Genomic DNA, 21,058 nt, shown 5'->3' on the forward strand with positions numbered 1-21,058 from the left:
CCGCGAGTCCGTGCTGAAGCGCTTGCTAGACCCCGCTTCGGCCCTGGTGCGGCGGCAGCACAGCATCCGCATCAACGACCAGTGGCGCGTGTGCTTCCGCTGGTCGGAGGGCGACGCGGAAGATGTCGAGATCGTGGACTATCACTGACGGAGAAAACGCATGCGCAAAGTGCCTTATCCCACCCCCGGCGAGATCCTGCTGGAGGAGTTCCTGAAGCCGAGAGGCATAACGCAGTACCGGTTGGCGAAGGAGATCGGCGTGCCGCAGCGCCGCATCGGCGAGATCGTGGCGGGCAAGCGGGCGATCACCGCCGATACCGGCCTGCGCCTGTCGCGCTTCTTCGGAATGTCGGACAGCTTCTGGATCGGCTTGCAAGCCGACTATGACCGCGAGACGGCCAAGGACGCCTTGGCCGAGACCTTGGCGCAGATCAAGCCGTGGCGAGCAGGAGACGCACATGCCGGTGGCCAGGGTTGAGTTGTGAAATGGCGGTCCAACGGCTATTCATCGCCGAGTGCCGCCTATTCATTCCAGCGGACATCGAAAAACGCCGTTGATATCACCCCTTATCCGTCACCCCGGCAGGATCGCCGGGGTCCAGTGGCATGACCATCCCTCGCGGTTTCGCATCCCTCCGCCGTGGGGCCGGTTAAGGTGCGTGAGACTGGCATAGGCGTTGGGTCCTTAGCGCGAAAAATACCGCTTCAAATACTCCTCGAATGAAATGTGATCGGCCGCTTCGATCTTCTGCTGTTTCAGTAGAGATTGCCGTGCCGCTTCGATAAGCGCGTTCGAGCGATCGTCGGGTAGGCTTAATTGTTTGAAGTATTGGATGTGTTGATTTGACAGGCGCAAGGAGAATTCCAGGAAAGACTCGTGCTCGTGCCGCATCTCGGCGAGCATGCGCGCGGAGGGAAGCAGGTCGGGCGACGCCGCGGCGTGCCCTTGCGCAATGAGCGCCGCGGAATAAGGATGTTCGGGATCGCCATCATCAAGGATCGCGCACACCGCCGCGGTCCGAGCAAGGATGTCGGCCGCCCAATCCGTTGGTACGCGCGCCTGGTCATGATCACGGAGTATCAAGTCGGGTTGTCGTCCGCGGGCCGCGACCAGCAGCTCGTTGCGTTCGAATTCACGGCGGTCGTTCTCGCGTAGGGGCGGGCTTTCGGAGAACAAGCACATGAGCAAGAAGCCCTCGAGGAATCGGAGTTGCAGCAGGTTCACCCCAGTCGGATCGTACGTTTGGACATCGAGCGCTCGAACCTCCACGTACTTCACACCGCGCCTCGTCAACGCGACGGTTGGGCGCTCACCGGACGCCGCGATCTGTTTGGGCCGCACAAAGCTGTAATATTCGTTCTCGATTTGGAGAATGTGGGTGTTGAGTTGCCGGTACTCGCCATGGACCTTGGCGCCGATGCGTTCGTAGTCCGGATTAGGCGTGTCGATCGCATGAGCAAGTCCGGCGACGTACTCCGCCAGGCTGTTATAGGAGATATTCAGGCTTGACTGGGTGCTGTTCTTATAACCAATATCGCTCATACGCAAGGAGGTAGCATCCGGCCGAAACAGCGTTTCCGCATCGAACTGCTCGAACTCCCGGCTATGGCCTGTCAAGAATGATTTGGAAAAGGCCGGTGAAGCGCCGAACAAATAAGGAATGATCCAGCCCCAGCGCTGCAGATTTCGAACCAAGGCGAAATAGCAACTAGAGATGAAGCCCTGCAGCGGCTGCGGATCTGCTTCTAAATCCTTATAAATGGGCCAGAACTCCTCGGGTAGCGAATAGTTAAAATGTACCCCGGCAATCGCCTGCATCGCACGCCCATAGCGATATGCCAGGCCACGGCGGTAGATGTGTTTCATGCGGCCGACATTGGAACCTCCGTAGTGTGCAATCGGAATACTCTCGTCACCTTGCAGCTCACAGGGCATGCTCGATGCCCACAGCAGCTCGACGCCGAGGCGCCCTTCCGCGAACTGGTGCAGTTCGGTAAGAAAATCCAGCGTCTCCTGCGCGTGCTTGCAAGGGGGGGTGCGGAACTCGAGCAGGGCTTCCGAATAGTCGGTCGTGATATAGGGGTGTGTCAGCGCGGAGCCGAGCGCGGCCGGATGCGGCGTCTGCGCGATCTGCCCGCCGGGAGTTACGCGCAAACATTCCTTTTCAAGGCCCTTCAGTCCTCGGGCTAGCAAGCGGCCGAGCGCCAGGTCCGTGAGGCGCCGCAGGCGGGTTTCGAAGAGCGTGGACACTTAGGCTAGGGTGTACAAAATAACCGCATAGCGCGCGGCCTTACCGATGGCGATCGCTGTCAACGATCTCAAGAAGGGAAGCCGCAACCATCCCGCGGCCAGGCACAACGCATCGCCGATGAGAGGCAGCCAGGACAGTAACAACACCGGTGTGCCCCAGCGGCGCACCATCAGGAGAGCCCGCTCACCCTTTCCCTTCGCGAAGCGTTCGATGGGATAGCCGCGGGCGGCGAAATACCCAAGGAGCCAGGTCGTCAGGGCACCGAGGGTGTTGCCGGCGGTTGCTACCGATAGCAATAGGCTGGGCGCAATTTCCGAGCGCAGCGCGAGCCAGGCAAGGACCGCCTCCGAGCCGCCGGGCGCCACCGTTGCCGAAATGAAAGCGCTGACAAAGAGCGATATTAGCCCGAGATCGGGCGCGCTGTCGGTCATGGCCGCATTCCGTGGTCACCGTGGTGCTTTCGAAGGATCAACCGGCAAGCTGCCGCAGCACGTAGGGTAGGATCCCGCTGTGCTGGTAATACTCCCACTCCTTCGGCGTATCGACGCGCACATCGGCGGCAAAACGCTGCGTGCGGCCGCCCGCTCCCGCCGCCAGAACCGCGACGTCGCGCGCGCCGGCTTCGATCTCCTCGATATCGTAACTCTCCGCGCCGGTGAGCCCCAAGGTCTCGGCGTTCTGCCCGTCCTTGAAGGTCAACGGCAGGACCCCCATGCCGACCAGGTTCGAGCGATGGATGCGCTCGAAGCTCTCGGCGAGCACCACGCGGACCCCGAGCAGCCGCGTGCCCTTCGCGGCCCAGTCACGGGAAGAGCCGGTGCCGTATTCCTTGCCGCCAATGATCAATAACGGGACCCCTTCGTCTTGATAGCGGACGGCGGCGTCGTAAATGCTAAGCTGCTCGCCGGAGGGCTGATACCGCGTCCACCCCCCTTCGGTTCCGGGCGCCAGGCGGTTGCGCAAGCGTATATTGGCGAAGGTGCCGCGCATCATGACCTCATGATTGCCGCGGCGCGCCCCATAAGAATTGAAATCCTTGGGTTGCACTCCGCGCTCGATCAGATAACGCCCCGCCGGGCTATCGACCTTGATTGAACCCGCAGGAGAGATGTGATCGGTGGTGATGGAATCCCCCAAGAGGGCCAGCACCCGCGCCCGATTGACTGGATGTATCTCCGGTGGCTCCCTTCCCATGCCGTCGAAGTAGGGGGGATTCTTGATATACGTCGATGCCGGGTCCCACCGGTACAGCGTGCCGGTGGGCACGTTCATGCCGGCCCAGCGCGAATCCCCCGTAAATACACCGTTGTAACTCGCCGAGAACATCGCCGAGTCGAGTGTGCGCAGGACCGTATCGTTGATTTCCCGTTGGGTGGGCCAAATGTCCTTGAGATAGACCGGCGCACCGGACTGGTCCGTTCCCAACGCATCAGTATAGAGGTCGATGTCCATGGTGCCGGCGATGGTATAGGCAACGACCAGCGGCGGCGAGGCCAAGAAGTTCATTTTGACCTCGGGGTGAACGCGGCCCTCGAAATTCCGATTTCCCGACAGAACTGAGCATACGGCCAGGCTGCCTTTCGTGATGCCTTGACTGACCGCATCGGGTAAGGGACCCGAGTTGCCGATGCAGGTCGTGCAACCGTAGCCGACAACGTGGAAGCCAAGCTCTTCGAGGTAAGGCATGAGCCCCGCCTTCCGCAAATACGCGCTCACAACCTGCGAACCGGGGGCGAGACTGGTCTTGACCCAGGGCTTGACCCGCAGGCCGCGCTCGCACGCTTTCTTTGCCAGCAGACCGGCCGCCATCATCACGCTCGGATTGGAGGTGTTCGTGCAAGAGGTGATCGCCCCGATCACGATGGCGCCGTCCTTGAGCGCCGCGTCGTGCCCGTTGATTTTGATCATTTCCACACCCGTGTGATGGGCTTCCTCGCCGCCCACCGCGGTTCCGCCGCCCTCATTGTGAAAGCGTGCCATGTCCCGGTCCTTTCCGGCCGCCCCCGAGCGCTCTTCCTGATAGACGCGCAGCACCTTCGACACCACCTCCTTGGCGTTCTTGAGCGCGATCCGATCCTGGGGCCGCTTGGGTCCGGCAAGCGACGGTTCGACGCTGCCCATGTCGAGCGCGAGCACCTCGGTGTAACGAGCGGTGGGGCTCTTAGCGTCGCGCCAAAACCCTTGTGCGCGCGCATAGGTCTCCACCAAAGCGACCTGTTCCGGGGCGCGGCCGGAGAGCCGCAGGTAGTTGATGGTTTCCCGATCGATGGGGAAAATACCGCAGGTCGCGCCGTACTCGGGCGCCATGTTGGCGATCGTGGCCCGATCGGCCAAGGGGAGGTGGTCGAGTCCCTCGCCGAAGAATTCGACGAACTTACCGACCACGCCCTTTTTCCTGAGTATATGCGTGACGGTGAGCACGAGATCGGTCGCGGTCGCCCCCTCCGGTAGACGGCCGGTGAGGCGAAATCCGACCACTTGCGGGATCAGCATCGTGATCGGTTGCCCTAACATCGCCGCCTCGGCCTCGATGCCCCCGACGCCCCACCCAAGCACCCCGAGCCCATTGATCATCGTCGTGTGCGAGTCGGTTCCGACCACGGTGTCCGGATAGGCTTGGGCGGTTCCGTTGACACCTTGAGAGTAGACGGCACGGGCGAGATATTCGAGGTTGACCTGATGGACGATGCCGGTGTCGGGCGGCACGACCTTGAAGTTCGAGAAGGCCTGTTGCCCCCAGCGCAGAAACACGTAGCGCTCTTGATTGCGCTCGAATTCGATCGCCGCGTTTTTTTGCACGGCACCCGTGCTGCCGAAGACATCGACCTGAACGGAGTGGTCGATGACCAGCTCGGCGGGAGACAAGGGATTGATCTTGGCGGGATCGCCTCCGAGGCGCTGCATGGCTTCCCGCATGGCGGCGAGATCGACTACCGCCGGCACGCCCGTGAAGTCTTGCATCAGGACGCGTGCCGGCGTGAAGGCGATCTCTTTACTGGGTTCGGCCTTCGGGTCCCAGGTGGCAAGCGCCTCGATGTCTGCTTTGGTAACGTTAAGGCCGTCCTCATGGCGCAAGAGGTTTTCCAAGAGGATCTTGAGGGAGTAGGGGAGCATCCTCGTGGGATAACGGCGCTCAAGGGCCGTGAGATTGTAGATTTGATAATGCGCGTTAGCGGCCTCGATGAACTCCCGCGTGTTATAACTGTCGTTCATGATCCCTCCCAGGTAAAGGAACGAGGAGCCGCGTAATACTAGCCCGCAGGCGATATTATCAATTATCCGCTATCCGGCGGTGAACCGATAGGCTATCCAGGGGCGCCGTGGAATACGCGATCGATGCTCGCGCCGCCTAAACACACTTCCTCCTGATAGAACACCGCGGCTTGGCCGGGCGTGACCGCCCACTGTGGCGCCTCGAACACGAGCCGGCAGCGGCCAGCGCCGATCGCGGTGATCGTGGCCGGCTGGTCGGCTTGGCGGTAGCGGATCTTCACCGTACATCGCAATGGAAGCACCGGGGCACGACCGGCCACCCAGTGCAAAGACGACGCCTCCAATGACTGGCTGAGAAGCCGCGGATGATCATGTCCTTGCCCCACCACGAGCACATTATTTTTCAGGTCCTTCTCCAAGACGTACCAGGGCGCTTCTAAGGCTCCCTTGACGCCGCCGATCCCGAGCCCCTCGCGCTGGCCAAGCGTGTAATAGACGACCCCGGGGTGCTCTCCGATCACCTCGCCTTCTAGGCTACGGATCTCGCCCGGGGCGATGGGAAGGTAGCGGCTGAGAAACGGCCGAAAGCGGCGCTCGCCGATAAAGCAGATCCCGGTGCTGTCGCGTTTTTCGTGTACCGCGAGCCGTGCCTCGGCGGCCGCCGCGCGTACTTCTGATTTACGCATGGACCCGATCGGAAATACACTATGAGCTAACTGAGGCTGGCCGAGCATATAGAGGAAATAGCTCTGATCCTTGGCCGGGTCGATCCCTCGCAACAGTTGTAACTGCCCATCGCGATGCGCGATCCTCGCGTAGTGTCCCGTGGCCATGGAGTCACCACCCAACGACAGCGCGTGGTCGAGGCAGGCCTTAAATTTGACCTCGCGGTTGCATACCACGTCCGGGTTGGGCGTCCGTCCCGCTTGAAGCTCAGCTAGAAAACGGCTGAATACGCGCTGGCGATACTCGGCGGCGAAGTTGACGACTTCGATATCGATGCCGACGCGCTCGGCGACCGCCACGGCGTCGATGAGATCTTCGCGGCTCCGACAGTCGCTTTCCGTATCGTCGTCCTCCCAATTTTTCATGAACACGCCGCTGACCACATAGCCTTGACGCCTCATGAGCAGGGCCGCGACGGCGGAGTCCACCCCGCCCGAGAGGGCGACGATGATGCGTTGGTTTCGGCACGCGTCGAAGAGGTACATTCCGCTCATGCGCCGCGTTCCGCCATACGATCGAGCGGAAAGCGGCCGTCGCGCTCGCTGATGACGGTAACAATTACTTGAGAATTCCATTGCATGGCTAGACTTTATCATAGATGATGCGGCACACGTTTTGCCTTTTCTAAACCCGGCGCTGGCGAGATCCCACCTACCGCCCGCACAAATTGTTTATCTAATAGCGAACAACGTGCTATCTTTTACCCTGCCGACGAGGTGAGAGGCTTTAAGCTTTGCCGAACCGCGATAGCATACTCCCGCAACCTTTAGAATCTTACGACACTACCGGCCTGCCGCAGTGACGGAGGCATGTCCATGATGCCGAAAATTCGATGGCTGCTGATTGCGTTCCTGGTTGCTCTCACGCAAGGGAGCTGGGGCGCCTCACCGCGTGTCGGCGATGCCGAGCTGATTGCGGCACCCGAGCATCGGCGCACCACCAAACTCATCGCGCATTACCTCGCCAATTACCATTACAAGAAGGTGAGCTTCGATGATGCCATGTCGGCCGAGGTGTTGAAACGCTACGTCGAGTCTTTGGATCCAAATCGCAGTTATTTCCTGCTCGAAGACATGAACCGCTTTGCGGTCTATCGAGACCAATTGGACGAGGCCGTGAAGGAGGCTAAGCTTGAGCCGGCGTTCGAGATCTTCAAGGTGTTCCGCGGGAGGCTCGAGGAGCGGGTCACCTACGCCCGTGAGCTGCTCGCGCAGCCGCTTGATTTCACCGTTGATGAGGCGTTTGTGCTCGACCGCAGCCGCGCTCCGTGGGCGCGCGACCGCGGTGAGCTTGAGGGCCTCTGGCGCAAGCGCGTTAAGAATGACGTGTTGAACCTCGTGATCACCGGCCAGGATAAAAAGGAAGCCGTAAGCACCGTATCCAACCGATATCAGGTGCTTGCGCGCCATACTTATCAAATGTCGGCCGATGACGTTTACGAGGTCTTCATCAACTCCTACACGGCGAGTGTGGAACCGCACACATCCTACTTTTCACCGCGCAACTCCGAGGACTTCAAGATCCGCATGAGCCTATCGCTGGAAGGCGTGGGCGCGGTGTTACGGAATGAGAACGAGTACACGATCGTACAGCAGGTGGTTGCCGGGGGGCCCGCGGCCAAGAGCGGGCGGCTCAAGCCGGAGGATCGGATCGTCGCCGTTGCGCAGGGGGCGGCGGGTTCTTGGGCCGATATCATCGGATGGCGCCTGGAAAAAGTCGTGGACCTCATTCGCGGGCCGCGCGGCACCGTCGTCAGACTACAGCTCATTCCGAAGGGTGCGGCCACGAGCGCGCCGACGACGGTGATCGCCCTGACGCGCGAGAAGATAACATTGGAAGATCAAGCCGCGAAGCAGGCCGTGATCGAGGTGCCGCACGAGAAGCCCGCCATGCGCATCGGCGTGCTCACGCTCCCCGCGTTTTATATCGACTTTGCCGCGCGGGCGCGGGGCGAGAAAGATTATCGCAGCACCACCCGCGATGTGAGAGCATTGATCGTCAAGTTGATGCAAGCCAAGGTGGATGGAATCGTCATGGACTTGCGTGGCAACGGAGGCGGATCTTTAGTCGAGGCCACGGAGCTTACGGGCTTGTTTATTCCCGAGGGCCCGATCGTGCAAGTGCGGGACGCCTCGGGTGCGATCGATGTGAATGAAGATCCGGACCCCTCCGTGGTTTATAAGGGGCCGCTTGCCGTTTTGGTGAACCGGCAGAGCGCCTCCGCCTCGGAGATCTTTGCGGCCGCGATCCAGGATTACCGGCGCGGGATCGTGGTCGGCGAGCCCACGTTCGGCAAGGGAACCGTGCAGAATCTAATCGACCTCGATCAAATCGATGGCACCGAGGGCGACGAACTCGGCCAACTCAAGGCCACGGTGGCGCAGTTCTTCCGTATCAACGGCAGTAGTACACAACACCGCGGTGTAGTGCCGGATATCGTGTTCCCGGCGGTATTACACACCACCGATCTGGGCGAACGGACGTTCGACAACGCCTTGCCCTGGGATCGGATCGGAGCGGCCAAGTACGCCCCGTTGAGCGCTCCGCTGCACACGCTTCAGGAGGCCCGGTGGCGCCACAAATCCCGGGTTAGCCAGGCGCCTATCTTTTCGCTGTTGATTCATGAAGCGCAACGCCAGCGGCAGGAAGAGGTGCGCAATCGCGTCAGTCTCCTTGAGCGTAAGCGCCGCGAACGGCAGGAAGCCGATGCGAGCTGGCAAAGCGAAGTGGAAAAGCGTTATCGCGAAATTTTTAAAGCGACGCCGACACCTTACCGCAAAGCAAGCGATTCGAGCGCCGCTAATGACGATAAACCTATTGATATCGGCCAGGTGACGCTGTACGAGACCGCCCATGTGCTCCACGACATAATTGAGTTGGCGCGGAGCGGGGCGGCACGCGCGGCGAGCGCGGGCGGCAAGCGGAGGCCGGGCTTGGCGAAGCGGTAGTTTTCCCCTGCACGCAAGCCGCTTACACGGCCCGCTTGAAATTCGTGCCGTGATCGTAGAACAAAGACACTAACTCGTTCAGATAGCGGAGACCGAGCGCCGTGGGTTGGATATGCCCAGCTCTGTAATCGACGAGGCCGCGTTCGGCGGCGTCGATCAAGGAAGGCTCGATGATCTCTATGGGAAAGCCCGTGTGCTGGTTGAAAAGTGCCGAGGGGAATCCGTGTCTCAGCCGCAGGGCGTTGATCATGAACTCGACGATAATTTCGTCCGCGCCGACGCGGTGTTCATCCTGGATCGCGGCCGCGGTCCCGGCGCCGTCCATGAAGATCTTGGGGTTGCGGCGCTTGGCCGTGCGCACGATCCGCTGTTCGACCGCATCGCTGATTTTTCCGTGGGCGCCCGCGCCGATGCCCAAGTAATCGCCGAAACGCCAGTAGTTGAGGTTATGCCGGCAGCGGCGCTCCCCGCGCGCGTAGGCCGATACCTCGTACTGGACATAGCCGTGCGCGGCGAGCGCGGCCTGGCCGTCCTGGTAGATCTCCCAGAGCGCGTCGTCATCGGGAAGCGGTGGCGGGCGGCGGAAAAACGCGGTGTTGGGCTCGATGGTCAACTGGTACCACGACAGGTGCTCAGGCCCGAGGGCGATGGCTTGCGTTAAATCGTAAAGCGCGCCTTCGCGAGTATCTTCCGGGAGCCCGAACATCAAGTCCAGGTTGATGTTGTCGAATCCGGCCTCGCGCGCGGCGTGGAACGCACGCCGTGCCTCTACCCCGCTGTGGATGCGGCCGAGCGACGCCAATTGGGGATCGCGCAGGCTTTGGACGCCGATCGACAAGCGGTTGACCCCGGCGTGCTTGTAGTCCCGGAGGTGCTCGGCGGTTAGCGTGCCGGGATTGGATTCCAAGGTGATCTCGGTTTGCGCGCCGAGCCGCAGCCGCCCGCGGATCCCATCCAGCAGAGCGCTCAGCGCCTCTCCGGACAGCAGGCTCGGCGTGCCGCCCCCGATAAACACGCTCAGCACCTCGCGCTTCGGGACGCGGGCCCGTTCGTAGGCGAGATCCCGCAGCAAGGCTTGTAAGTAGTCTTGCTCAGGCAGATCGCCGCGGACTTCGTGCGAGTTGAAGTCACAATACGGGCATTTGCGCACGCACCACGGGAAGTGGACATAGAGCGAAAGCGGTGGCGGCTCTCGCAGCTTCATGGGCTACGGCAGGCGATAGTGCGCGCATAGCAGCGCGTAGAGTTGTCGCAACGCGTGACCCCGGTGGCTCAAGCGGTTCTTGGTTTCCGGATCCAGATCGGCGGCCGAGCACGCATGGTGCGGTAGGTAAAAGATAGGGTCATAGCCGAACCCATTGCGGCCCTGGGGGGCGCGAAGCAGACGGCCTACCCAAACGCCCTGGGCGATGAGCGGAGTGGGATCGGCGGCCTGCCTGAGATAAACCATGGTGCAATGAAATCGAGCCTGGCGGCGGTCGTCCGGGACCGGCGCCGCTTCGCGCAATACCTTGTCTACATTCTCTTGATCGCTAGCCTCCGGTCCGGCATAGCGCGCCGAATAGATCCCGGGAGCGCCGCCGAGGGCCTCGACCTCAAGGCCGGAATCATCGGCGATGGCGGGAAGACCCGTCCGGGCCGCGGCCCAGCGTGCTTTAATAATAGCATTTTCAACGAACGTGAGCCCGGTTTCCGCGGCCGCGCCGAGGTGAAATTCCGACTGTGCGAGAACCTCGATTCCCACGCCGCCGAGGATCGCCGCGATCTCTTGAAGCTTGCCGCGATTGGCGCTCGCGACGAGAACCCGGCGCGGAAGGATCTCGTTTGCCGCGATCGTCACGCGGCTAATATTTGGCGTTGCAGCGCGATAAGCTTGGCGGTTCCTTGACGGGCGAGGTCAAGCATCTTGTGCAGCTCATCCGTGCGAAAGGCGTGACCTTCGGCGGTTCCTTGCAGTTCGATAAAGTTACCCATCTCGTTCATCACCACATTCATGTCGGTTTCCGCTTCGCTGTCCTCGCTGTAATCGAGATCCACGACGGGATTGCCGCGGTAAATGCCCACCGACACGGCGGCGGCCATGCCGTGGATCGGGCTTGCCTTAAACACGCCTTTGCGGACCAGCATGGCGATCGCGTCGGCCAGGGCCACGTAGCCGCCGGTGATGGAAGCGGTGCGCGTGCCCCCGTCGGCTTGAATGACGTCACAGTCGATCGTGACCGTGCGTTCGCCTAAAGCGCTAAAATCAACCACCGCGCGCAAGGATCGGCCGATGAGCCGCTGGATCTCGAGCGTCCTGCCGCTTTGCCTCCCGTCGCTCGATTCCCGTCGCATGCGGCTATTCGTGGCCCGCGGCAGCATTCCGTACTCGGCGGTCACCCAGCCTTTCCCGCTACCGCGCAGAAACGGAGGAACGCGCTCATCGATGCTCGCGTTGCAAATGACCCGCGTGTGCCCGTATTCGACTAACACAGAACCTTCGGCATAGCGGGTAAAGTTGCGTTTGATCGCAATCGGTCGTAATTCATCGGCCTTTCGTCCGCTCGGACGCATATTTCCCTCTCCTTCAAACTGAATCGGCCGGGCATTATAAACTGGAACCGCAGCGCGAAGCTCAAGACCAACACGGTGTTATAGACGGGGTAAAATCTTGGACAGGTTGGTACACAAAGCCGTATTATTCCCGTTCAGTGAAGAGAGCTGTCCAAGGACCCGTGGGAACTGAATGAACCAAGCTGGTCCAGCGGCTGCGGTGCAACATTGAGCGGACGGAGCAGGGGGAAAGTTATGAACCAGAGAAGATCTAAACCCGTAAACGCGGCGCTGGTGATCGTCGTCATGACGTTCGGCGTTTCGTGCGCGGATTCGGCTTCACTTGCCGGCGAGCAGGCATCGAGTTACGCGCCCGTCGATATCAAAGAGGCCTTCGCCAACACCATGTCACGCACGAAGGCAGCGAAAGGGGAGGTCATGCAACGGCAGAAGGATTTGCTGGAGGAGCGTTATGACCTTTCCGACCGCCCGGCCGAGGGCGTGACCATGACGGGCGGCAAACGGATCCAGGAAGGGGTGCGGGTCCAGCTCCCCGAGGGAGTGACGTGGGCCAGGCTCGCGGCGATGAGTCCGGCCGAGATCCAGAGCCAGGACGCCTGGCCCGCGGGCCTCTACCCCTTGCCGCATCCGAACCATCCGGAGGGCGGCATGGTCTTTCCGGAGTTTCACATCAAGGAGATCAAGAAGCAAGAAGACCGGGACCTCACCCGCTTCGATCTCGACTTCGATCTGCCGGACCATTTTCTGCCCGAGTTTCCGCCGCCGATCTTTCTGACCACCCGCCCCGACTTGGGCGATGTCTCGCATGGCAAGCTCGTGACGATTGAAAACTACTATGAGTTCTTCAACGGCATCCTGAATCCCAAGCAGATCGAGGGGCTGCGCCTGCTGCTCACCCCCTTTCCGCAGCAGCAATTCAACCAGACCGAGGACCGGCGCAGCGAGCGCCCGAGCCGCGGTGTGACGTGTTTTGAGTGCCACGCGAACGGCCATACGAACGCGGCGACGCATCTCGCCGGCGATGTCCGCCCGCAGGAGTTTCGCCACCGCATCGACACGCCTACGCTGCGCGGGGTCAACATCCAGCGGCTCTTCGGCTCTCAACGCGCCTTGCGGAGCGTGGAAGACTTCACCGAGTTCGAGCAGCGCGCCGCCTACTTCGACGGCGATCCGGTCATCGCCCAGAAGAAGGGCGTTAACATCCTCGAGCGCGGCAGCCAGGTCCACTTCATGGCGGAACTCCAAGAGCTGCTGGACTTCCCGCCCGCCCCGAAGCTCGATGTCTTCGGCAAGCTAGACAAGCAAAAGGCCGCGGAGGCCGAGATGCGCGGCCAGCGGGTGTTCTTCGGCAAGGGCCAGTGCGCCACCTGCCACACGCCGCCGTATTACACCGATAACCTCATGCACAATCTCCAGGTGGAACGCTTCTACAAGCCGCGGATGATCAACGGCAGGATGGCCTCCGCCGATGGCCCCATCAAGACCTTCCCCTTGCGCGGCATCAAGGATTCACCGCCGTATCTGCACGATGGGCGGCTGCTGACCCTGGAGGATACCGTGGAATTCTTCAATCTGGTACTGGCGCTCAAGTTGACCGACCTGGAGAAAAAGGACCTGGTCGCGTTCCTATGGGTGTTATAGGCCGCCTCTCAGGTCCTACCTGAGCCTAGTATGTATACGTATTACTCAATTAAGATAGATCGAAAGGAGAAAACGATGAAACAGGCAATCTGGATTAACTCAGTCATCGCGTTGCTGGCGGCAGCTTCCGTGCACGCCGCGGAAGGTGAATTCAAGAAAGATTGCACCATGGGTCTCGCGATGAAGCAGCACATAGCCACCGACTGCTCGGTCAACTGGGCCGGGGAGGACGGCAAGACCTATTGCTTCGGCAACGAAGCGGCCAAGACGGAGTTTTTGAAAGACGTTCCGGGCAATATGAGCAAGGCGCAAATCTTCTGGGAACAAGGCAAGACGCGCTGAGATGGTGGCTAAGCCCTTCCTAACCGACATCAAGGCCTTGCGCGAGCGCGCCCGCCGGCACCTCGAGGCGGGCGCGGTCACGGAAGGCTACAAAGCCGACCGGGCGACGGTGCTGAAGCTACTCAACGAGGCGCTCGCCACCGAGATCGTCTGCGTATTGCGCTACAAGCGCCATTACTTCATGGCCTCGGGCATCAATGCGCAGAGCGTCGCCGCGGAGTTCCTGCAACATGCGAACGAGGAACAGATGCACGCCGACCAGATCGCCGCCCGCATCGTGCAGCTCGGCGGGGAGCCGAACTTCTCCCCCGAGGGGCTCCTTACGCGCAGCCATGCCGAGTACGTCGAGGGTGATTCGCTCATCGACATGATTAAGGAGGATCTCGTGGCCGAACGCATCGCGATCGATAGCTATCGCGAGATGGTCGCTTATCTCGGCAGCGATGACCCGACCACCCGCCGGATGCTGGAGGGGATCCTGGCTATGGAAGAGGAGCATGCCGATGATTTGGTGAGCCTGTTGGAGGAAATGGGCAGCGGCTGAAATTTCACCCCGCACTCTTTGAGGGAGGCGCCCATGATCTTCCGGCAACTCTACGACGATGCGTCCTCGACATACACCTATCTCATCGCCGATCGCCATACCAAGGAAGCGGTTTTGATCGATCCCGTCGCCACCAACATCAGTGATTACGTGGCGCTGCTCTCGCAGCTCGGCTGTCGGCTGAAATACTCGATCGAGACCCACGTGCACGCCGATCATGTCACCGCGGGTGGGCTCTTGCGCGAACGCTTGGGCGCCGAGACTGCGGTCAGCCAGCGCTGCGGGGCGGTATGCGCCGATCACCAGCTGCGGGACGGCGATATCCTGCGCTTCGGGGAAGCCGAGGAAATCGCGGTCATCGCCACGCCGGGGCATACGCCGGGCAGCGTGTCCTACCTATGGCGTGAGCGCCTGTTCACGGGCGACAGCCTCTTGATCAACGGTTGCGGCCGCACCGATTTCCAGGACGGGGATGCCGGAACGCTCTATGACACTATCACCAAGCGGTTGTTTCGCTTGCCGGGCGAGACGCTGGTCTATCCCGGCCACGATTATCACGGCTATCGGGTTAGCAGCATCCAGCAAGAGCGTTCGATCAATCCGCGCCTGGCGGGCAAGACCCGCGAGCAGTTCATCGCGATCATGCATGCGCTGAAGCTAGCGAAACCGCGGCTCATCGATCAGGCCGTCCGGGCCAACCGCCTGTGCGGCTTGTCTCAGGCGGAGATGCGCCAGGGCTGATCTCGGGCTCGGCGGCGCGCTTTAAATGGAATTGCCCTATCCAGCGGTCCCAATCGCTGAAGCTGGTCGGCTGGAACGGTGTTGTACACAGGGGTCGATCGGCGGTAGAGGCCTGAGGCGGCCCGGCTTGGGCCCTTGTGGCAGGCGGCTTGGCGAGGATTAAACCTCATGCCAGGCGCAACTTTTAATTAAAACTCTGGAGGCAGATATGAAGAAGAAACTTACGCTCATCACATCCCTGGGGGCAGCGACCTTGGCATTGACCCCGCTCGCTAGTTCGGAGGAGCAAACACCGGCCGAGGGCTTCAACATCCACGTCGTGGCGCCCCATCGTCACGAGGACGGCACGGAGCACGGGCCATATCACCATTACTGCAAACAAATCAAGCCCGAGATCCTGCAGTGCATGATCTTCCTCTCGGCCGATCCCAACGCCGAGCTGGTGGAGATCGAGTACTTTATCGACAAGAAGCTCGCACGCACGAACGTGACCTTGGAGCAATGGAACAAACACTTCCACGACCACAAGGAAGAGATCGCGAGCGGCCGGGTGCAGGTGCTCGATGTGCCGCCCGAGAAGGCCAAGGAGATCGCGGAGGCGGCCTCCAAGACCGACGGCATTATCTTCCATCTCTGGCCGGTCGGGAAGAAGATCCCGAACGGTGAGGTCATGTTCCCAACCGCGGTCAGTCACAAGCCCGTGGCGAAACTGGAGATCCCGGAGTAGGGATTGAGGGCGGTGGTGCTCGAGGTGGGCAACGCATCGAAGCGCTGCGCAGGCGTCATATTGGGTTCGATCGCTTTGTGTAGTTTGCCGGCATTCGCGCAGACGCGCATCGCGGTGCTGGAGTTCGAGTTGAACGATTTGACGCTCCTGCCGCGTACGCCGGAGGAGTTGGAACGGACCGCCTCAGTTGCGCCTTTGTTGCGAGCGGCATTGGTAAAAAAAGGCGGTTATGAGTCGGTGACGATCGCGCCAGACACCCAAGCGAAAGCGAACGCGGCGTTTGGTTACCTTTTCGACCACCCGGAGGTCGCAGCCGAGCTGGGCGCCCGATTCGGGGCTGAATGGGTTGCGATCGGGCGCCTTCATAAGCCGAGTTTTTTGTTCGCTTATTTGATGGTCCATTTAGTGAACGTTAATACTCAGCGGCTTACCGGCGATTTCGTGGTCAGAATCGAGGGTCGCGTGAAAAAAGTGACTGAGAGAGGAGTAGTACACTTAGCGGAGCGGATTGTTCAAACAATTAATGCGAAAGCTGAGATGTTTCAAAAGCTTGCCCGGACGCAGGCTGCAGCAATCAGCGATTTTCCCGGGCCCGGGCGCCGGGTTGCAATGACGGTATTCCGCACCGGGGGCGGGATATGGTAAGCAGCATGACGGCATTTTCGCGCCAGGCGGGACAGGGGGAATGGGCCGGCGCTATCTGGGAATTGCGCTCGGTCAATCATCGTTACCTGGAGATCTCCGTGCGTCTTCCGGAGGAGTTACGCGGTCTCGAAGGGCGCGTGCGCGATCTGGTCGGGAGCCGTATCCAACGCGGAAAGATAGACTGTGTGTTACGGTACAGTCCGGCGGAGAGCGACTCGATGGCGCCGGTGCTACGGTTGGAGCTGGTGCGCCGATTGATCGATGCCTGCGAGCGAGTCAACGCTTTACTCGATCGGCCTGCTCCCATCAGCGCGGTTGAGCTGCTGCGCTGGCCGGGGGCGGTGGCGCTGGCGCCGCCCGATGTTGAGGCGATCGGCGAGCCGTTGTTGCGGATCCTGGACACGGCGCTCAGCGCGCTCGTCGAGGCGCGGCGGCGCGAAGGGGGACGGTTGCGGAGCGTCATCGAAGAACGCTGCGCCGCCGCCGCCGCGCGGCTCGCATGGCTGCGGGAGCGGGTGCCGGAAATCATGAGCGCGCTCAAGGATCGATTCATGAGCCGGGTGCCGGAGCTCGCGAGCGGTATGGAACCCGGGCGCTTGGAGCAGGAGATGATGTTGCTGGCGCAGCGGTTGGATGTCGCGGAGGAGTTGGACCGGCTCGAGATCCATTTGGATGAGGTTAAGAGCTCGTTCGGCACCGCGTCGCCCATCGGCCGGCGTTTGGATTTTTTGTTGCAGGAGATGAACCGCGAGGCCAATACCATCGCCTCGAAATCGGCGCACGCGGAGACCACATCGAGCGCGGTCGAGCTGAAAGTGTTCATCGAGCAGATGCGAGAGCAGGTGCAGAATATTGAATGATCGACCCGCGGCGTGCGGTCTGCTGTATGTCGTCTCGGCCGCTTCGGGCGCCGGGAAGACGAGCCTCGTCAACGCCTTGACCGCGGCGCAGCCCGGCGTCTCCTTGTCGATCTCCTTTACCACGCGGCCGATACGCGCGGGTGAACGCGAAGGGGTGGATTACCATTTCATCGGCGAGGCGAGGTTCGAGGCAATGATTGCCCAGTCGGCGTTCATGGAATTCGCGCGGGTGTTCGGCCATTACTATGGAACCTCGCGGGAATGGGTGGAGTCGCACTTGACGAATGGGACCGATGTGGTGTTGGAAATCGATTGGCAAGGCGCGCGGCAGGTACGCAAGGCATGGCCGCAATCGATAGGGATCTTTATCCTTCCCCCGTCCTACCAAGATTTGGAACATCGGCTAAAGACCCGCGGCATGGATGACGAGGAGGTCATTCGGCGCCGCATGCTGGCGGCCGTGAACGAGATGTCGCATTATTCCGAATACGACTATCTGCTCGTCAATGACGACTTTGACCGCGCGCTCGGCGATCTGCGCGCGATCCTGCGCGCCGGCCGTCTTGGCAGCGAACGCCAACGCGCCGCGCTGCACTCGCTGGTGCGGGATCTATTGGAGCCCAAGATTACGTAAGCTTAAATCAGAGGAAACACTATGGCGCGAATCACCGTGGAAGATTGCCTTCCTTACGCTAACAATCGCTTTGATCTCGTGATGCTGGCAAGCAAGCGTGCCCGCCAGCTCGCAATGGGGTCGCAACCGTTGGTGGCCGCGGAGAATGATAAACCGGCGGTCATTGCGCTGCGCGAGATCGCCGAGGGCTTGATTACCCGGGATATTTTGGCCGCCATCGAAGCCAAGGAGAAGGGAGAGGACATTTTCTATCCGCTTCCCGATTCCACCAAGAGTTTGTGAAAAAACTGTCGTGAGCGAAGGGAGGTCGTATTCCGCCGGAGCGCAGGACCGTTTCGCCGGGAGCGAAACGGAGCGCAAGCCCCGAAGGGGCGAGTCCCAAGGATGGGACGAGCAACCGGAGTGTATGTTGATATACATGAGGATTCCGAGCACCGCCGGAAAGCCAGGGCCAGGGAGTGGCCCTGTTTGGCGCGCCGAGGATGCAGCGCGAGATCCCGAGCGCAGTAGGTTTTTTCACAAACACTAAGCGTGACTAGCTGCGGGCCCGCGCGCGGGGGCTCGCTAGCAGGCAGCATCAACATGAAGATTTGGCCGTTTCTTCCCCTGGCTTCAACCCGAGCGGCGAAGGAATTGTCCGTGCCTTCGGCCTCGGCGCTACGCCAAATCGAGGAGGTGTGCCTGCTTGCCAGCGAATACCTGAAGCCCGCTCAAGTCACGGCGCTGCGGCGCGCCTACGAGTTCGGGGCCCGGGCGCATGAAGGTCAGCGGCGAATGAGCGGGGAGCCGTACATCGAGCATCCCCTCGCCGTCGCGCGCATCCTGCTCGGGATGCGGATGGATTACGAAACCTTGACCGCCGCCATCCTGCACGATGTACTCGAGGATACGGCCACGGAAAAGCAGCAGATCAGCCACGAGTTCGGTGACGAGGTGGCGAAGCTCGTCGACGGTGTGAGCAAGCTCACGCAAATGGAATTCGAGACTTACGCCGAAGCGCAAGCGGAGAACTTCCGCAAGATGTTGTTGGCCATGACCCATGATATCCGGGTCATCCTGGTGAAACTGGCGGACCGGCTCCACAACATGCGCACGCTCGGCGCGTTACCGCAGGAGAAACGCCGGCTGGTGGCCCGCGAGACCCTGGACATCTACGCCCCCATCGCGCAACGGCTCGGGATCAACGCGCTGCGCCGCGAGCTCGAGGACCTCGGATTCGCGGCCTTGTTCCCGAACCGCCACCGGGTCCTGTCGAACGTCATTAAACAATCGCGGGGAAATCGCAAGGAACTGATGTTGCAAATCAAAAGCTCCATCGAGCGGCGTCTAAGGCAGGAAGACCTCCCCGCGGGAGTCGCCGGACGCGAAAAGCACCTCTACAGCATCTATAAAAAGATGCACGCCAAGCGCCTGCCGTTCTCCGAAGTCTTGGACGTGTATGCCTGCCGCATCGTCGTCGATACCGTGGACGCCGCGTATCGCGTACTCGGCGTCGTGCATCACCTGTTCAAACCGGTGCCTGGACGTTTCAAGGATTATATCGCGATCCCCAAGGCCAACGGTTATCAATCGCTGCACACGATCTTATTCGGGCCGCATGGGGTCCCGATCGAGGTGCAGATCCGCACCAAGGAGATGGACGCCGTGGCCGAACATGGAATCGCGGCGCATTGGCTCTATAAAAGCGGCGAAAGCGCCAGCAATACGGCGCAAAAACGCGCCCGCGATTGGTTGCGCACCATTCTCGAGATCCAGAGCCAGGCCGGGAATTCCGAAGAATTCTTGGAAAACGTGAAGATTGACCTCTTCCCGGACGAGATCTACGTGTTCACCCCCAAAGGTGACATTCTGAAGTTGCCGCGCGGCGCCACGGCGGTGGATCTCGCCTACGCCGTGCACACCGATATCGGGAACCGGTGCGTGGCCGCGCGCATCGATCGGCGCCTGGTGCCGTTACGCACGGCATTGAGCAACGGCCAGACCGTGGAGATCATCACCGCCCCCGGCGCCTGTCCGAGCCCGGCTTGGCTCAACTTCGTCATTACGGCCAAGGCGCGGGCGAATATCCGCCATCTTCTTAAGAACCTGCAGCGCGATGAGGCGCGGGGTCTCGGTCAGCGGATGCTGAATCGCGAGCTGCAACATCTTGGATTCGAGTTCAATGCCCTACCGCGCGAACGCTTGGATGCCGCCCTCAAAGAATGCAAGATCGAGAGCGTCGACGCGATGCTGGAGGAGATCGGCCTCGGCAAGCGCATGGCGCCCATCGTCGCGCGCTATCTGATCCCGGTCACCGCCGAAGACAGCGCGCGCAATGCCCCGGCGGCGCACGCCGCGCCGCTCGCCATTAAAGGCACCGAAGGCATGGTGGTCTCGTTTCCGAAATGCTGTTATCCCATTCCGGGAGATTCCGTCCTCGGGTATGTGTCCTCGGGGCGGGGGATCGTGATCCACCGGCAATCGTGCAAGAATCTCGCTGAATACCGGAATCATCCGGAGAAATGGATCGATGTGGAATGGGGTTCGGACGTGAAGGGCGAGTTTCCGGCGGGGATCCGTCTGGAGGCGACCAACGAGCGCGGGGCGCTGGCGACGATCGCCGCCGCGATCGCCGCCGAAGGCGCTAATATCGAGTTTGTGGGAATGAATGAACGCGAGGATCGGATCGCCGCGCTGACGCTGACCGTCGAGGTGCGCGATCGCCTGCATCTGGCCCGCGTCATGAAGGCTGTCCGGCGCCTGCAACCGGTGACGCGCGTGATCCGGATGCGTACGTAGCCGGGAATATTTACTTAATCATAAGACAAACCATGGCACGTACCTTTGTCTCCACCGGCCAAGCGCCCCAAGCGATCGGCACCTACTCGCAAGCGGTACGGGTAGCAAACACGGTCTATTTATCCGGTCAGATCCCACTCGATCCCGCCAGCATGCAGATGGTCCAGGGGGAGATGCGGTCTCAGGTCGTGCGCGTGTTTCAAAACCTCCAAGCCGTTGCCGAAGCTGCGGGTGGGACACTCGCGGATGTCGTTAAGCTGAATGTCTACCTCACCGATTTAAGCCATTTCCCGCTCGTCAACGAGGTTATGGCGAGTTATTTCCATGAACCGTACCCGGCAAGGGCGGTCGTGGGCGTCGCCGCGTTACCTCGGGCGGCGCCGATCGAGATCGACGCGATCATGGTCTTCCCCGCGTGATGCAGGGCAGGCGGCCGGCGAGCCTCAATTGCGCC

21 protein-coding genes are annotated in these 21,058 nt (G+C 61.1%); 14 read left to right on the forward strand and 7 right to left on the reverse strand.

Annotated features, from left to right (window positions below):
• A partial coding sequence (locus tag M3436_01825) for a type II toxin-antitoxin system RelE/ParE family toxin (GenBank protein MDQ3562913.1) occupies window positions 1-148 on the forward strand: 148 nt, incomplete at its 5' end.
• A 12-nt stretch (window positions 149-160) separates the two neighbouring features.
• On the forward strand, window positions 161-478 hold the full coding sequence (locus M3436_01830; GenBank protein ID MDQ3562914.1) for a HigA family addiction module antitoxin: 318 nt from the start codon (window positions 161-163) through the stop codon (window positions 476-478).
• Between the two features lie 207 nt (window positions 479-685).
• On the opposite strand, the gene gshA is transcribed toward M3436_01830, so the two are convergent.
• The 4 genes from gshA to mnmA all read right to left on the reverse strand — a co-directional run bounded on the left by gshA (window position 686) and on the right by mnmA (window position 6,676).
• Window positions 686-2,251 (reverse strand): glutamate--cysteine ligase, encoded by a 1,566-nt coding sequence (gshA, locus tag M3436_01835; protein MDQ3562915.1) that lies wholly within the window; start codon window positions 2,249-2,251, stop codon window positions 686-688.
• On the reverse strand, window positions 2,252-2,683 hold the full coding sequence (locus M3436_01840; GenBank protein MDQ3562916.1) for a DedA family protein: 432 nt from the start codon (window positions 2,681-2,683) through the stop codon (window positions 2,252-2,254).
• A gap of 37 nt (window positions 2,684-2,720) precedes the next feature.
• Window positions 2,721-5,465 carry an aconitate hydratase AcnA gene (gene acnA, locus M3436_01845; protein MDQ3562917.1) on the reverse strand — a complete coding sequence of 915 codons (2,745 nt, stop codon included), beginning with the start codon at window positions 5,463-5,465 and terminating at the stop codon, window positions 2,721-2,723.
• Between the two features lie 92 nt (window positions 5,466-5,557).
• Window positions 5,558-6,676 (reverse strand): tRNA 2-thiouridine(34) synthase MnmA, encoded by a 1,119-nt coding sequence (gene mnmA / locus M3436_01850; protein ID MDQ3562918.1) that lies wholly within the window; start codon window positions 6,674-6,676, stop codon window positions 5,558-5,560.
• Window positions 6,677-7,006: 330 nt separating this feature from the next.
• On the opposite strand from mnmA, the gene M3436_01855 reads away from it, so the two are divergent.
• Complete coding sequence (locus M3436_01855) at window positions 7,007-9,139, forward strand: carboxy terminal-processing peptidase (GenBank protein MDQ3562919.1); 2,133 nt, start codon at window positions 7,007-7,009, stop codon at window positions 9,137-9,139.
• A gap of 22 nt (window positions 9,140-9,161) precedes the next feature.
• Here the strand turns inward: M3436_01855 and hemW are convergent, their stop codons facing one another.
• The 3 genes from hemW to rph are packed head-to-tail and all read right to left on the reverse strand — an operon-like array spanning window position 9,162 to window position 11,692.
• Complete coding sequence (hemW, locus tag M3436_01860) at window positions 9,162-10,337, reverse strand: radical SAM family heme chaperone HemW (protein ID MDQ3562920.1); 1,176 nt, start codon at window positions 10,335-10,337, stop codon at window positions 9,162-9,164.
• Between the two features lie 9 nt (window positions 10,338-10,346).
• Window positions 10,347-10,979: an RdgB/HAM1 family non-canonical purine NTP pyrophosphatase gene (gene rdgB / locus M3436_01865; protein ID MDQ3562921.1), complete on the reverse strand. Its 633-nt coding sequence runs from the start codon at window positions 10,977-10,979 to the stop codon at window positions 10,347-10,349.
• Window positions 10,976-11,692, reverse strand: coding sequence for a ribonuclease PH (rph, locus tag M3436_01870; GenBank protein MDQ3562922.1), 717 nt, complete (start codon window positions 11,690-11,692; stop codon window positions 10,976-10,978). The genes rdgB and rph overlap by 4 nt, the downstream gene beginning before the upstream one ends.
• 285 nt (window positions 11,693-11,977) lie before the next feature.
• On the opposite strand from rph, the gene M3436_01875 reads away from it, so the two are divergent.
• The 11 genes from M3436_01875 to M3436_01925 all read left to right on the forward strand — a co-directional run bounded on the left by M3436_01875 (window position 11,978) and on the right by M3436_01925 (window position 21,023).
• On the forward strand, window positions 11,978-13,333 hold the full coding sequence (locus M3436_01875; protein ID MDQ3562923.1) for a cytochrome B6: 1,356 nt from the start codon (window positions 11,978-11,980) through the stop codon (window positions 13,331-13,333).
• Between the two features lie 75 nt (window positions 13,334-13,408).
• A complete protein-coding gene (locus M3436_01880) occupies window positions 13,409-13,675 on the forward strand; it encodes a hypothetical protein (GenBank protein MDQ3562924.1) in 267 nt (88 codons plus the stop codon).
• Between the two features lies 1 nt (window position 13,676).
• Complete coding sequence (locus tag M3436_01885; GenBank protein MDQ3562925.1) at window positions 13,677-14,219, forward strand: bacterioferritin; 543 nt, start codon at window positions 13,677-13,679, stop codon at window positions 14,217-14,219.
• A gap of 33 nt (window positions 14,220-14,252) precedes the next feature.
• On the forward strand, window positions 14,253-14,960 hold the full coding sequence (locus M3436_01890) for an MBL fold metallo-hydrolase (protein ID MDQ3562926.1): 708 nt from the start codon (window positions 14,253-14,255) through the stop codon (window positions 14,958-14,960).
• A gap of 208 nt (window positions 14,961-15,168) precedes the next feature.
• Window positions 15,169-15,687, forward strand: coding sequence for an OBAP family protein (locus M3436_01895; GenBank protein MDQ3562927.1), 519 nt, complete (start codon window positions 15,169-15,171; stop codon window positions 15,685-15,687).
• Between the two features lie 12 nt (window positions 15,688-15,699).
• On the forward strand, window positions 15,700-16,332 hold the full coding sequence (locus M3436_01900) for a DUF3280 domain-containing protein (protein MDQ3562928.1): 633 nt from the start codon (window positions 15,700-15,702) through the stop codon (window positions 16,330-16,332).
• Window positions 16,333-16,337: 5 nt separating this feature from the next.
• Complete coding sequence (locus M3436_01905) at window positions 16,338-17,192, forward strand: YicC family protein (GenBank protein MDQ3562929.1); 855 nt, start codon at window positions 16,338-16,340, stop codon at window positions 17,190-17,192.
• Entirely contained in the window at window positions 17,185-17,826 is a 642-nt protein-coding gene (gmk, locus tag M3436_01910; protein MDQ3562930.1) for a guanylate kinase, read from the forward strand. The genes M3436_01905 and gmk overlap by 8 nt, the downstream gene beginning before the upstream one ends.
• Window positions 17,827-17,847: 21 nt before the next feature.
• The gene (gene rpoZ, locus M3436_01915; GenBank protein MDQ3562931.1) at window positions 17,848-18,108 is read left to right on the forward strand and encodes a DNA-directed RNA polymerase subunit omega; all 261 of its coding nucleotides are present in this window, start codon (window positions 17,848-17,850) and stop codon (window positions 18,106-18,108) included.
• Window positions 18,109-18,408: 300 nt separating this feature from the next.
• A complete protein-coding gene (gene spoT, locus M3436_01920; protein ID MDQ3562932.1) occupies window positions 18,409-20,604 on the forward strand; it encodes a bifunctional GTP diphosphokinase/guanosine-3',5'-bis pyrophosphate 3'-pyrophosphohydrolase in 2,196 nt (731 codons plus the stop codon).
• Window positions 20,605-20,636: 32 nt separating this feature from the next.
• Window positions 20,637-21,023, forward strand: coding sequence for a RidA family protein (locus M3436_01925; protein MDQ3562933.1), 387 nt, complete (start codon window positions 20,637-20,639; stop codon window positions 21,021-21,023).
• Window positions 21,024-21,058 lie beyond the last annotated feature (35 nt).

Source organism: Pseudomonadota bacterium (genome assembly GCA_030859565.1).
Lineage (GTDB): Bacteria > Pseudomonadota > Gammaproteobacteria > JACCXJ01 > JACCXJ01 > USCg-Taylor.

Bases quoted from the DNA above. Each gene is read 5' to 3' on its own strand.
- M3436_01925 (MDQ3562933.1), top strand. From the start codon at position 20,637: ATGGCACGTACCTTTGTCTCCACCGGCCAAGCGCCCCAAGCGATCGGC.
- mnmA (MDQ3562918.1), bottom strand. From the start codon at position 6,676: ATGTACCTCTTCGACGCGTGCCGAAACCAACGCATCATCGTCGCCCTC.
- rph (MDQ3562922.1), bottom strand. From the start codon at position 11,692: ATGCGTCCGAGCGGACGAAAGGCCGATGAATTACGACCGATTGCGATC.
- spoT (MDQ3562932.1), top strand. From the start codon at position 18,409: ATGAAGATTTGGCCGTTTCTTCCCCTGGCTTCAACCCGAGCGGCGAAG.
- M3436_01895 (MDQ3562927.1), top strand. From the start codon at position 15,169: ATGAAGAAGAAACTTACGCTCATCACATCCCTGGGGGCAGCGACCTTG.
- M3436_01885 (MDQ3562925.1), top strand. From the start codon at position 13,677: ATGGTGGCTAAGCCCTTCCTAACCGACATCAAGGCCTTGCGCGAGCGC.
- M3436_01890 (MDQ3562926.1), top strand. From the start codon at position 14,253: ATGATCTTCCGGCAACTCTACGACGATGCGTCCTCGACATACACCTAT.
- rpoZ (MDQ3562931.1), top strand. From the start codon at position 17,848: ATGGCGCGAATCACCGTGGAAGATTGCCTTCCTTACGCTAACAATCGC.
- M3436_01855 (MDQ3562919.1), top strand. From the start codon at position 7,007: ATGATGCCGAAAATTCGATGGCTGCTGATTGCGTTCCTGGTTGCTCTC.
- M3436_01840 (MDQ3562916.1), bottom strand. From the start codon at position 2,683: ATGACCGACAGCGCGCCCGATCTCGGGCTAATATCGCTCTTTGTCAGC.
- M3436_01880 (MDQ3562924.1), top strand. From the start codon at position 13,409: ATGAAACAGGCAATCTGGATTAACTCAGTCATCGCGTTGCTGGCGGCA.
- M3436_01905 (MDQ3562929.1), top strand. From the start codon at position 16,338: ATGACGGCATTTTCGCGCCAGGCGGGACAGGGGGAATGGGCCGGCGCT.
- acnA (MDQ3562917.1), bottom strand. From the start codon at position 5,465: ATGAACGACAGTTATAACACGCGGGAGTTCATCGAGGCCGCTAACGCG.
- M3436_01830 (MDQ3562914.1), top strand. From the start codon at position 161: ATGCGCAAAGTGCCTTATCCCACCCCCGGCGAGATCCTGCTGGAGGAG.
- M3436_01875 (MDQ3562923.1), top strand. From the start codon at position 11,978: ATGACGTTCGGCGTTTCGTGCGCGGATTCGGCTTCACTTGCCGGCGAG.